Genomic DNA, 13160 nt, shown 5'->3' on the forward strand with positions numbered 1-13160 from the left:
ATGGACTTGCAAAGTTAAGCAGACTTGACGTTTTTGCCCTATCATGAGGGGCATAATCTGAATTTACCTTTTTCGGGTATAGCCCGACGGTACGCTAAACGGAAAGCCCGGGTTTTGACTTAATAGCTCTACTTTGCTATGCTTGATGCGCATACTGGTACTGATCTTCTTCTGATCTTTTTGCGAAAGCACGTCGAGTTTTATATTACTATCGAAGGGAAAAAGGAAAGAACTTACCTGCTTGAAATCCCCATAGTCGAGGCTGAACGTATTGTTGGCAGGCGTTTCCACTGCCAGGAGCCTAGTCAACTTTTGGTTGGATCCCGCCACATAATTATCCACATTCAACCGTCCAATGGATTGTTTCAAAACGAGAAAATCACTTTCCTGTACCACCTGGTCGCTTGTACTTTGGGGAAAAGGAAGGTTGCCTACGATAATGGACTGTAACAATGCAAAGTTGAGCTCAAAATTGTACTGCTTGCTCAGTTGAGCATAGCTGAACACGAAATAATCCTTATGGAATTTATCCATAAACACAATGGAGTCGGTGGTAATGAGGCCTCGGGCAACTTCAAACCCAACACCGGTTACAGATATCCAGATCAAGCTATCCTTTTTGATCCGGATGTTTATATTGGTATTGTCAAAGTCCTGCTTATCGCTTTGAAATGAAAACTTGGATTTTGCCGTAAGATAGTCGAAGGCTAACTCCTGAATGATGACAGGAGCCGGAACGGCGGTCTCCGTTTCAGATGAATCTGTCGTAACCGAGTCGGCCGCGTTGATGACTACCGCTGTATCTTTAACAGGAAGTGTTGTGCTTTTGGAGATGCGTTGTTTGTGGCAGGATGTGAGCCCGATCAGGATAATCAGAGGCCACACCAGAATTTTATTGCTCATGTAAGGTACCCGTTGCTATTTTTTTGTCGAGAAGTTCTGTGGTCTCGCCCATTACTTTTGCTTTTTTCCATTGCGCTACGGCATTTTCCCGTTCGCCCAGTTTGAAAAGAATATCCCCATAATGCTCAATAATTGTGCCACTCACCGCAGAGGTATCTGCCAAAGCTTTCTCAAGAACCTCCTTCGCCTTTTTATAATCCTTACGGATGTACAAAACCCAGGCATGTGTGTCCAGAAATGTGGCGTTGTTTTGATGTTGCTTCACCAGCTTTTCCGACATTTTCAAAGCAAGGTCCAGTTTCTCCTTTCTCAAGGAAAGGAAGTAACTGTAATTATTTAGTACATGGTCAAAGTCGGGGTTTTCCTTTAAAGCAAGCTCATAGCAAGCATCGGATTTAGCATTATCTCCAAGTGCATTGTAAGCATCTCCGAGCTGAGCGTATATCACCGGAACGAGCTCGGGTGTGGCCGAAACCAGTTTAAGACTTTCCTCCAATGAGGAGATTGCCTGTTTGTAATTTTTCTTAGCCAAATGGGCGGTTCCATTGGATAACCATAATCTTCCCTGATTCGGGAACAGCTCCAATGCTTTTTCGGAATGAACAAGTATGCTATCCACCTGATTGAGCTCTCCATCCAGTTGTAAAACGGCTCCCCAAACCTCGAAAGTAGCACCATCCATCTTAGCCGCACGGGCGTACATATCGCGTGCCTCGGCTTTTTTCCCGCGGCGCAACAACAGGCCAGCGTACATAAAACTGGCTCTGGGATCATTCGGATGCGTATCCACCAACTGTTTGGCCAGGCCTACGGCATCATCTACTTCGCCATCCGTTTTGAGCATGGTAAGGTAGCCCGTAAGCACCCTTATTTTCGGCTCTGCGTCGAGATTGGGATTGGCAAAAACGAGTTTAAGCTCCTGATTACATTTTTGAACATCCCCTTTTCTCCGGTAAATATCAGCCAGTAGCACATGGGCCTGTGCTTCATCGGGATTTATTTTTAAGGCCTCCTCCAAGGGTACAATGGCATCGGATATTTTGTCATTGGCTATCAGCATTTCGGCCAGGTCCACGCGGTAGCTTACCTCGCCAGGTTCTGATGCGATCAGCTTTTTTCCCTCGGCCAATGCCTTCTCAAGATCATTTTTTCTTAAATAAAGCTGTTGTTTCTGGTGGGTAATTTCTTCGGTCACACCGAGTGACTTTTCAAGCAGATCGTACGTTTGAATGGCTTTGTCAAACTGGTCGTTGAAGACGTAAACCGCAGCAAGTTCAATACCATACTGAATATTTCCGGGATTTTTGGCGAGCAGTATTTCGTAGATTTGGGCAGCTTCTACATATTTTCTACTCTTGGCATAAAGCTCGGAAAGCTGGGCGGCATAATACATGTTGGCTTTGTCCAGTTCGTAGGCCTTTTTGGAAGAAAGCAGGGCTGCGTCTTGTTTGTTGAGCTTGATCAGCGCCGTGGCCACGAGATAATATCCTGCCGCATCCTGGGGGCTCTTCTGTACAATTTGTTCAAAAATAGGAAGCGCCTTTGCTGCTTCATCCTTCATCATGAATTTCATCCCTTCTGCCACAAGCGACTCATCTTCCAGGCGAAATCCAACAGGGTCGTTGGCCACGGTCTTTTCTGCTTCTTTATCCCGGTTTTTATTCCGGCGCTGGGCATATGCGTCCTGTAAGGTTGTTGAAAGCATCAGAAGGCTTGCCAGCACCGATATTTTTATAAATCCTGTCCTCATATTTGTTTGGGCCTATCAATAATAAAGACGGACCGGAATAAGATCGTGGAAAAAGCAAAGTTATTAAATTTTCGTTGATGAATCCGGGGTAAAACATCGTCACAGAATCATAACTAACGACAAAACGGTTAAATTCTTGCCCGGTTTTCATGGTATAAGTTTGCAATGCACAACGGCACCCTTTTATTCTTCAAAGATCTGACTAAATTCTAAGTTAGAAATGCCGCTAATTATCTGTTTTTCAGCGACATAAACCCATTTTACAGCATGCGACCCATTTCAAAGACGGTTAATGAACTGAACCGCACGAATCAGAATCTACTATTGGACAACATAGACAGATCTTGCAAAACCGGGTTCACCAGCAGGGCTCAGTACCTCGGTACGAATATCAATCGTTGTGGCCGGATCGGTATTGTAGTATTCAAATCGGGCTATACCATCCTTTCCTGTTTTCAATTGCGGAGCCCAGTAAACGGTAGAACGGTAATCGGGCCGGGCGTCGTTCTGGCGTTTTGTATCATATTTTGGGGCGTAAAATTCTCTGGGTCTGTCAAATCCTGCAAGGCTGGAAGTGAACACGCCTGGGACGATCTCCTGGGAGTAATCATAGTTGGCATTCCCCCTTTTAGTCAATACCGAAATAACTCCATTTCCGCCCCTGCCGCCATAGATGGCAGCGGAACCTCCTTTCAATACGTCAATGCTTTCCACATCAAACACACTCAGGTTCAATATCATATCCTTATCTACCGGCATCCCGTCCATTACAAACAAGGGTTCACCTCCGTTTCTGATGGAGACCGAAGCATTCATCCCTGAGCCTGTTACGCGAACCCCTGCCACCCTTCCACCCAATATATCCAGCACGGACATCGCCCCACCAGCCAGCTGGGGTGTAATTTTGATCGATGCGTCGGCATGCGAGTATAGCTTCCGGCTGTCCCGTTCCACTTCTCTTTTTCCTTTTATCGTAACGGCCTGCAGCAGCTTTTCACGGCTAAGCCTGATCTTCCGTTCAATTTCCTGATATTCTTCCGCTCTTTTCAATGAAGCACTCAGCAGTTCACTTTCTACGGTCACAGGGTAAAACGGAACCTGCACCGGAAGGGCTTTGGGGGCTTGAAAAGGAAATAAATTGAACGTCAGGCTTTCGGTGTTTTTTTTGTTCATTCCCTGCAAACGAACATTCAGGGAATCGTCAAAAGCCAGGTTGTCCAATCTGAATATTCCGGATTCATCTGTCTCCGCCGTCATGAAAGTTTTCAGGCTGTCGTTGGTCAAAAAAACGGAAAGCATTGTTTTGTCAGCGATTTTCCTGTTGCCGCGTTTCACTTCTCCTGCCAGTGTAAAGCCCTGCTCAATAAAATGTTTGGGAGCCGCTATGGAATCTGCCATAACGTCCTGCCAGCGAAACCTGCGCCAGCCCTGTGTCATCATCAGATAATCCAGGTGAATCTTTCGTTCAGTATTGGCGGGATCGAAATAGTAGGAGGGCTGCTCCACCAAACCTTTCAGATCAGAGGAAAGAAGCAGGTAGGATACAATGCTCATATCGTTGGGCTGCTGGGCAATCTGGCCGGCATCTGTAACCGAAACGGAAAGATTTGCTTCAACAGGTTTTCCGACCGAATCCGTCACCATGATTTCCACGGTCGTCTTTTCCCTTGGTCTGTAAGCGGTTTTTGACGGAGTGACCTTAACCTTAAGACTTCTGTTGTGATCTATAAAAACCAGTCTTTCAGCCACCGGCTTATTTTGATCATCAAACAGGGTGAGATGCGTAATGCCATCGGGAAGATCCACTGTTGGAATCGCCATCATCAGTCCTTTCGCTGTCAGCTTCCCTTTACCCGCAAATGCAATAATTCCTCTGGAGTGGCCCACAATGTGTACCGATTTTTCCGAAACATGCTGGTCTTTGTTATAAACAACGACCCTCATTTTGGAAGGGCTCGAAATATTGTCAACGATCAGAATAAATCCCGATTCCTGTACCACGGGAAACGGCACGTTCTTATAGTCAGCACCTTCGGTCTTTACAAGGACATGGTATTTTTCTCCTGGCTTGGGTGTAAATGGAAACCGTCCCATGCCTAGGTGTTCGCTTTTGAAAGCGCTTACGGTATCGTTGTCCTGGTTGAACACAAAACCTTTTACCTGAACACCCCTGCCGGTCTCATCGATAGCCTTGAATGCAATCCGCGTATTTAACCCTTCCACCAGTTGTCCGCTTTCGGGGAAAAAAGTTATTTCTGTGTTATTCGATGGATTCACCGAGGAATTTTCCACATTATCAAACAGATAGAATGCCCTATGAAACATGTATTCTTCGGAGAAATTACGCATCCAATTGGTGTAAGCACGGATGGTGTAGGCTCCTTTGGGAATGCTATCTGCCAGTGTAAAACTTCCGTGGCCAAGTCCTCCGTTGAGTGGAACACGTCTGATGCCCACATTTTTACCGGTTTTTTGATGGATCAGATCCACGTATAAAACCGTGCTGGCACTATCAGCGCTATGAATGGCCCCTTCTACCAGATATGCTTTGAACCATAAGGTGTCACCCGTGGCGTAGTAGGGCTTGTCCATGTGCAGGTAGACCTTTTCAGGCGGAAATTTGCTTCGGTAGCTACTCAGTTTTTCAGATACAAATGGCGTGAAATCCTGTGCACCGGATGTGACAGAAAGCATCATCAGCAGGAGCAATACCGGGGTGTGTGTTCTAAGTGCTTTGCAGGACAGCATAGTTACAATTTGAAACTGACATCATGCAATTTATTAATTTTATCAGAAAACGGAATTACGGTTACATATCCCGGCGATGGTAAATTTTACCGAATGGACCCCAAGAAAGCACTCGGGCCTGGATTCTCTTGTATTTTTGTAGTCGGTGCTTAAAAATATTGGCCATTCAGGTGATATTCTTTATGCTCTTCGTAATTTCGACCGTAATGCAGGCCGCCTCACAACGAATATTTTTCTGGCTGCGGGATGATACCAGATAACCATGAGATCAAATTTTAAGGAAGCGCCATACCCACAGTTTTCACTGCTCCAACCGGTTTTTCTGGTCATTCCGATTCTTCTTCATTTCTTCATATTGTTTTACTTTTCGACCAATATTCCCTGGATCGATGATTTTTACTGGTATTTCGAATTTTTCAGGAAACTGGATATTGTATCCGACACCCAGGCAGCTTTTAAAACCATCATTACACCGTACAATAACCACTGGCACATTCTTCAACGGCTCCTTTTTGTTTCGGTCATAGGTTTATTTGGATCGCTCAACATGGAGTGGATCGTTATCCTGGGCAATGTATTGTTCGTCGTTCTTTTTTACTTTTTATTTTTAAAAGAAAAGTCTAACCGGCATCCATTATCCATGGGATCTGTTGCGGCAGCCTGGCTCTATTTTCAACCGGTTTCGCATTATAATTTCTTCGAGTGCGCATTTTTTAACCTGCCTGTACTATTACTTTCTTTCTTGTCGATCCGTGCCTTTTCTGCCAAAAAGCGTAGTGGCTTTTTCTGGGGCCTGCTGGCTACTTTTTCAAATGGAAACGGATTGCTGGTATGGCCAGTGGGCGTGTTGATGGCACTCTGGCACCGGGATTGGAAAAAGGCCCTGCAATACGCGCTCGCCTTTATCGGGTTCGCTGTGCTTTACGTTTTTCTTTCAAAAGGCGCCAATGCCCCGGGTAAGTTTAGCATAGAGCCCCTTTGGGAGGTGATACTCTATTTTATTCAAATGTGCGGGAGCTTTGCCAATGGTGTTGAGCACCTTACACCCTGGATTCAAACGATTGGAGGCATTATGCTGATAGCGAGTATTTTGCTCATCACGCCGAAGGCACTACGGGTGAATGAAGCGCTTTATTTTTTCATGCTTTTCCTGGTGATGAGCATGGGAATCATTGCCTTGACACGGAAAGAAGTAACAGGGTTTTCGGCCCAGATCGTGAATCATTATCTGATGTTTCCTCAATTGTTGCTGGGCTGTTTGATTTATTTTCTGATTGAGAATACCAATTTGCGAGCTGGTTTAAAGATGACATTGCTTGTAGGTTCCATCTTAGTGTCTACGGCTAATTACGTGATTAAACTGCCTGATCTGAATGGGCATGACGCCTTAAAAACAGCAAATTTGCTGAACTATGAAAGCCAGAAAAAATGGCGTTTGCACCCGCCGATTCAGGGACAAAAAGAGTACAACATGGTCAATGAGGTGACAAAGTTTGTCGTCAGCAAAGGATACTATTCCATGCCTCTGCCTGTCAAACATTTTCTTAGCGACACATGCACCTTCAAAACGAATCCGGATGGTTCGATTCTTGTGACCGCAGCATTTGAAAAACGAATACTGAACAAAACGATCTTTATGGAATTGACCGATCGTTCAAATAACAAAACCTACTTGCCGGTAGATCGTTATACCAGTGGATTTGCAGACTGGTTCAGGCTGAAAAAAAACAGGCGGATCGACATCACCTTGTATATCAACCTTCTGAATGAGCCCATCGCTGCTGAAAATATCGTGTCATGCCGGCTGTTAACGGTCCGATGATGACCGGTTCATACGCCGCACCAGGAGATACAACGGATAACTTATTATCAAAAATAGCAATGCGTACTGGCTGCTGGGTAAATCCTGAATCACTGCGATGACGAGGAAAGCCAGCGAAACGATCAGCATGACAACAGGCAGTACCGGATAAGCCGGAACTTTCCATGGGCGGGGAAGAAGGGGTTCATTTTTTCGCAAAGCCAGCAGTGATGCAAAGCCCGAAGCATAGCCCAGGACGAAGAAAAAGGTAGCGATGTCTGACAATTTTTCACATGCCTCCTTTCCCACAAGGATCAGGGCAATGGCCACAACGGCCGTTACCGGCATGGCCAGCGCCGGCGTGCCTCCGCTGTTGACCCTTGTCCCGCCTTTCAGAAACAGTCCGTCGCGACTCATGGAGTACAATACCCTGGGATTGAAAAGAAGCTGTGCGTTCACAATACCCAGAATGGAAATCATCAAAAACACGGTGACAATCTTGCCCGAACCTTCCCCAAAAATCAGCCTGATGGCGTCGGCGGCTGCCAGTTTCGACTGGGCCAGGTCGTTCATTGGCATAATGTACAGAATGGCCAGGTTACAAAGCAGATAAATGGCGATGATGAGCAGAACGCCTCCAATCATGGATTTGGGGAGGTTTTTGGAGGGATCTTTGTCTTCTTCGGTAAAATAGGCCGCCGTATGCCAGCCATCGTATGTATAGAAAATGGCCTGTAAGGAGAAAACCACCGGTGCGATCCAGCTTCCGGTTTGTATAATCCGGCTGGTGGTGAGCTGCATTTGTTCGGGTGTAATTTCCCGTCCATATGCATAGCAAATGATTACAAATGCCAGCAGCCCAACACCCTTAAGTACGCTCATGACATTCTGGAAGGTACTGGCCAGCGCCAGGCCAAGCCAGTGAATGGCCGAGAGTATCAGCAAAATTGAGGCGGCCACATAGGGTTCGTACCCCCCCAGGGAGGGCAATAGCAAAGCCAGATATTCGCTCATGGTATATACGCCGAAACCCAGCGCCGAACAGGTTCCCAGCCAACTGTTGATGCCTACTACAAAACCCGCATAATTACCAAATGCCCGCTGTGCATACACGTACCAGGCACCTGCTTTGGGTACAGAGGTGCCCAGCTCTATCGTGCACAACGTTCCTAAAAAAGCATACAAGCTTACCAAAACCCAAAGCGTCATAATGAGCCATGGCTCTCCAAGCTGAGACGCAATAGGCCCTGGTTTTCTGAGGATGCCGGTTCCGATGGTACCGCCAATTGTAACAGCGATGCCGAAGCCAACGCCCAGAATTTTAAAGAGTTCAGTTTTAGGAGATGATGCCTGCATGGTGGGAGTGCGAATATTGCCTTCCGAAAATAGGCAAAGTTTTTCTCTTTCTAACGCCTATATTCGCAGGTCTTTCGTATTGGATTCTTCAAGCAAAAAGTGATGGTGACATTTGCGTTCAAAAAGTCGTGGCCAGTTCATGTTATGGGTTGGGTACTGTTTTTGCTTCTTCCATTGACGATTGTGTCCAGAGAGCCGAACCAGAATGTGATCTCAAAAGTGCTCACCTCCGGTTACTTTTGGCGGTTTTGTTTGATTTATGTCGTTGTTTTTTACGCCAATACGCTCTTGTTCATTCCTAAACTTTTCCTAAACCAACGGTATCTGCTTTTTACGGCAACATTCATTACAGGGTTGTTGCTGATGTTTTATTTACAGCCCTTTGAAAAGCTGGTTTTTGAAAAGTTTCACAGGGCAGGGAATCAAGGTTTTCAGGATGAAGGTCGAATGCCGGGAGGCCCTCCTGCCCATTCAGAACTGGAAAGGGAACCACCACCCATGCGCGGCCGTAATAGAACCCCTGCGGTCGATTTTGTCAGTCTGGTTTTGTTTATAACCGTGTGGGTAATTGCCCTCGCGACTAAAATATCGGAACAATGGCGGCTTACAGAAAAGAAAGTGATTCTTTCCGAGGCTGATAAAGCACAGGCTGAATTATCGTTTTTCAAAGCACAGATCAACCCGCATTTCCTGTTCAATACTCTGAACAACATTTATGCACTCGCAGTGAGTCAAAGTGAGCATACGGCACCCAGTATTATGAAACTTTCCAGAATGATGCGGTACATCACCGACGAAGCTACAGAGGATTTTGTCCCGCTGGAAGATGAGATCATTTGTCTGGAAAACTACATTGATCTGCAAAGGCTACGGCTGAATGCAAAAACAAAGGTGGAGTTCAACTGTGAGGGAGAGGTCAGGAATATTACAATTGCTCCGCTGATCCTGATGACTTTCGTGGAAAACGCGTTTAAGTACGGGGTCAGTAATCGTTTCGAAAACCGGATAGAAATAAGGTTGAATATAACGGATGGAAGGATATTATTTTCCTGCAAAAATCAAATTTTTGAAACGGATCTTGAAACAGAATCAACGGGAATAGGGATCTCAAATACCCGCAAACGGCTGGATTTTTTGTATGCAAATCGGTATAAGCTGGAAATAACGAATGATAAAAAGCAATATGCTGTTCAACTGGAACTCCGTCCGGAAGTCATTTAGATCAGGACAAGATGATGCACATCCATCGACTTATTTTGTATCAATTATCAACATGAAATAATGGGCTAAAACACTTTGCTATAACCCGACAGCCACTTATGAAATGTATTGCCATTGACGATGAGCCACTTGCGCTGGAACTTTTGAGAAAGTATATCCAGGCTTTCCCGGCGCTTGAATTGGTCAAGACCTTCGATGATGCCGTGGAAGGGTCCGAATATCTTAAGGCATATCCTGTTGATCTGTTATTTGTGGATATCAACATGCCGCATCTGACCGGGCTGAACCTGGTAGCCGGACTGGAAAATAGGCCCATGATCATTTTTACAACCGCCTACAAAAAATTTGCGCACGAGGGATTCGAATTACAAGCATTGGATTACCTGCTGAAACCCATCACGATGGAACGTTTCGAAAGATCAGTTAAAAAAGCGGTGGAGCAGTTTGAATATAGAAATACACAACCGGAAAAGGTGCCGGAAAGCATCATTGTAAGGTCGGAGTACAAGATGGTAAAAATAGAACTCGCTGATATAGCATATATTGAGGCAATGGTTGATTACATCAAAATTCATCTGGCCGGTCAGGTACATCCTGTTTTGACCCTCATGACCTTAAAGGGTATGTTGGAAATGCTTCCTCCAGGTCGGTTCAGCCGTATTCACCGCAGTTATGTAATCCCGAACGCGGGTGTCAAATCCATACTGAACAAAAAGGTTACCCTGAGCTCAGGCAAGCAACTGCCTGTCAGCGAGAGCTATCTGGATTTTATAGAAAAATGGAAAAATAACGTGAGCTGATACAGGTTTGCGGGCGTTCGCCGACAGAAACGCTCCATTCACCGACACACCAATTGCGGCCTGCAACAAAAACTGTCCAAAGTGCGATTTGGTTAAAAAACACTTTGAACTGTTAATCAAATGGAACGTAAGGAATTTTTAAGAAGGGGCTTTTCCGCCCTCGGAATGGCCGCCATGGCACCTATGCTGGGCTGTTCGAAGGGTAGCGTTGATCCCGTTGATGCAGCGGAAACAACCGGATCCTCTGGGGGCACTACCGGCACCTGTACCATTACCGCAACGGAAACCGCGGGCCCTTTCCCGACAATCACCCCAGGCAGCCTGGTATTGAACGACATTACTTCGGACAGAAAAGGGAATAAACTGACGATCAAAATTACCATTCAGAACAAGAATAGCAGTTGTGCGCCTGTGGCCGGGGCACTGGTGGATATCTGGCATTGTGATGCCTCCGGCTACTATTCCGAATATGGAGGTACAGGCATGCAATCCGTTAATTTTCAAAACGTTCACTTCCTGAGAGGCAGGCAAACCACGGATGGGAACGGGCTGGTCACTTTTACAAGTATCTACCCGGGCTGGTATTCGGGCAGAGCCCCGCACATTCATGTCCACATCTATAATGCCAGCGGCAAATCGCTTTTGGTAACCCAGATCGCTTTTCCCGAGGCCACGAGTGCCTTGGTGTATGCGCAGGGGGTATATGCCAGTCACGGACAGGCAGATACCAAAAATGCGAATGACAATGTGTTCGGTGATGGTGTAGCCACCGAATTGGCCACAGTTACCGGTACAGTGGCCACCTCCTTCGAACTGACGCATACAATTGTGGTAAGTGCTTAAAAGCAGTTAGCGGCTGTCAGCTTCATGGAGCGGACGAGAAAGGTATTTCTCAGTAACGAACTCAAACTCTTTTTATCTATTTAAGGTAACAGTGAGAGCTATCCAGGTGGCAAAAGCTCACTGCTAATCACTCACAGCTATGCAACGCATCATTCGCCTTTGTTACCGCAAAATCATCGATAGTCACTCCCTGAATGCCTGGGAGCGGGCGGTTTTTGATTCAACTCATCTGGAATTTTACATGCAAGCCCAGCGGCTGGATCCTGACGGTACGTTTACGACTTTTCAGGAAATCACAGAAAATATCCCTAATGCCGGTCAGCTGCATTATCTGACCAGTACGGCTGCCATTGGCTACATCCGGCAATTGAAGGATACCATGCCTGATATTGCCAATGCCTCCGGAATGCTTTGTCTTCCTTTTAAAGAATTCAAATTTGAAATTGTGCAGTCGCATACCGAAGACAAGGCTCAGCACCAGATCGCGATCTGGTTTTACAGTGAGCCGGTTATATGGATTGATACTTTAGGAAATCAGTTGTTGATTTCCTATCAGTCCGAAGTCCTTCGTAGTGGTGTGGCGGTGGAGACCGATTTGATCACGCTGGTGCCATTGCTAAGCATTTCACATTTCACACTTTTGGACTCAAATCTTTAAAATAGGATGTTCACGCAAACAGAAGCACGAATTTACCTTAACGGGCAGCGAGGGAGCACAACGTCCGAAGGTTTTCGTAGTTGGCTAACTTTTGACGGCCAGCAGGAAGGGAGGGAGCCGTTTGGCAGACTGGAAACTTTTAATGAGGAGAGACTTGATGCAGGACGAACGTTGGCGATCAAAACCCTAAGGCCGACGGAGATCATTCTGTTGCCGGTTGTGGGTGGACTCGAGTTGAGGGACCGTTTCGGTGATTCGACCTTTGTAAGCCCGGGAGAGTCTTTCGACTTTCTCGCCTTTCCTGAAAGTGCATTTACGATCATAAACCCCTACTCGGCCGAATCGATCAGGTATCTCCGGATCCATCTAAGCCCGGAGGTTTCGTCAGATGTTTTTGAAAACAACGTTCTACCGATCACCGAGTTCTCGCTTGCCATCAAAAATGTGCTGGTACCGGCGTTCACCAGTACAGGACAAAAGGTGTACGGCTGTCTTGGGCAATTCGATGGCAGGGAGGAGGCCTGGCTCACCAGGCGAAATCCGGAAAGTGGTTTTTTTGTTTTCGTGATTGAAGGAGCCTATGAGGTACAGAACCGGTTGTTGGAAAAAGGAGACGCTCTCTCGTTGATGCATGTGGAAACCCTGGAGCTGGAAGCACTTTCGAATGGGGCGATTATTTTGGTAATGGAGGTGATACTTCATCGTGCCCGTACTTGTCTGTAAAATCAAAAAGGGAAATTAATGGAATTTCTGGAAAGCCTAGCTCATGTGGAACGTTAAAACGGCCATCATTGCTCACCAAAATGGCGCCAGCCACAAAGGCGGAGTCACAGAACTTATTATCATCAGGGTCGCCACTTATCAAAGCCAAATCGAAATATGTTTCGTATTTTTCAACATAAGGATGAACTGTTAGAAAACTAAGGAGGTTTTCTGCTACCTCCAGACTTGTTTTCAATTCCAAAATTTCTCGGTACTCCAATAATATAGAGTTCGCAACGCAAAAGAGCGTTTCGAAATGGACTTGCGTTGTGGAACCCAATTGAGAGAATGGATTTCTCAATCGCATGTTATTTGACT

11 protein-coding genes are annotated in these 13160 nt (G+C 46.0%); 6 read left to right on the plus strand and 5 right to left on the minus strand.

What is annotated here, in order from left to right:
• Window positions 1-63: 63 nt before the first annotated feature.
• The 3 genes from DYADSP32_RS18560 to DYADSP32_RS18570 form a co-directional block, all read right to left on the minus strand.
• Window positions 64-903, minus strand: a complete 840-nt coding sequence (locus DYADSP32_RS18560; protein ID WP_149241353.1) for a DUF4292 domain-containing protein — start codon at window positions 901-903, stop codon at window positions 64-66.
• Entirely contained in the window at window positions 893-2653 is a 1761-nt protein-coding gene (locus DYADSP32_RS18565) for a tetratricopeptide repeat protein (RefSeq protein WP_149241352.1), read from the minus strand. Before DYADSP32_RS18565 ends, DYADSP32_RS18560 begins: the two co-directional genes overlap by 11 nt.
• A 321-nt stretch (window positions 2654-2974) precedes the next feature.
• Window positions 2975-5401, minus strand: coding sequence for a TonB-dependent receptor plug domain-containing protein (locus DYADSP32_RS18570; protein ID WP_149241351.1), 2427 nt, complete (start codon window positions 5399-5401; stop codon window positions 2975-2977).
• 262 nt (window positions 5402-5663) lie between these two features.
• Between DYADSP32_RS18570 and DYADSP32_RS18575 the strand changes: the two genes are divergently transcribed.
• Entirely contained in the window at window positions 5664-7223 is a 1560-nt protein-coding gene (locus tag DYADSP32_RS18575) for a hypothetical protein (protein WP_149241350.1), read from the plus strand.
• Here DYADSP32_RS18575 and DYADSP32_RS18580 read toward each other — a convergent pair.
• Window positions 7209-8558, minus strand: a complete 1350-nt coding sequence (locus DYADSP32_RS18580) for an APC family permease (RefSeq protein ID WP_149241349.1) — start codon at window positions 8556-8558, stop codon at window positions 7209-7211. The genes DYADSP32_RS18575 and DYADSP32_RS18580 overlap by 15 nt on opposite strands.
• 102 nt (window positions 8559-8660) lie before the next feature.
• Here DYADSP32_RS18580 and DYADSP32_RS18585 point away from each other — a divergent pair, with 102 nt between their 5' ends.
• The 5 genes from DYADSP32_RS18585 to DYADSP32_RS18605 all read left to right on the plus strand — a co-directional run bounded on the left by DYADSP32_RS18585 (window position 8661) and on the right by DYADSP32_RS18605 (window position 12803).
• The gene (locus DYADSP32_RS18585; protein ID WP_149241348.1) at window positions 8661-9779 is read left to right on the plus strand and encodes a histidine kinase; all 1119 of its coding nucleotides are present in this window, start codon (window positions 8661-8663) and stop codon (window positions 9777-9779) included.
• 98 nt (window positions 9780-9877) lie between these two features.
• Window positions 9878-10579, plus strand: coding sequence for a LytR/AlgR family response regulator transcription factor (locus DYADSP32_RS18590; RefSeq protein WP_149241347.1), 702 nt, complete (start codon window positions 9878-9880; stop codon window positions 10577-10579).
• Between the two features lie 120 nt (window positions 10580-10699).
• Complete coding sequence (locus DYADSP32_RS18595) at window positions 10700-11422, plus strand: intradiol ring-cleavage dioxygenase (protein WP_149241346.1); 723 nt, start codon at window positions 10700-10702, stop codon at window positions 11420-11422.
• Between the two features lie 139 nt (window positions 11423-11561).
• Window positions 11562-12080, plus strand: coding sequence for a hypothetical protein (locus DYADSP32_RS18600; RefSeq protein WP_149241345.1), 519 nt, complete (start codon window positions 11562-11564; stop codon window positions 12078-12080).
• A gap of 6 nt (window positions 12081-12086) precedes the next feature.
• Window positions 12087-12803, plus strand: coding sequence for a hypothetical protein (locus tag DYADSP32_RS18605; protein WP_149241344.1), 717 nt, complete (start codon window positions 12087-12089; stop codon window positions 12801-12803).
• Here DYADSP32_RS18605 and DYADSP32_RS18610 read toward each other — a convergent pair.
• Complete coding sequence (locus DYADSP32_RS18610; RefSeq protein WP_149241343.1) at window positions 12754-13143, minus strand: PIN domain-containing protein; 390 nt, start codon at window positions 13141-13143, stop codon at window positions 12754-12756. The two genes, DYADSP32_RS18605 and DYADSP32_RS18610, sit on opposite strands and share 50 nt — an antisense overlap.
• Window positions 13144-13160: the final 17 nt, after the last annotated feature.

Source organism: Dyadobacter sp. 32 (assembly GCF_902506755.1).
Taxonomy (GTDB): domain Bacteria; phylum Bacteroidota; class Bacteroidia; order Cytophagales; family Spirosomataceae; genus Dyadobacter.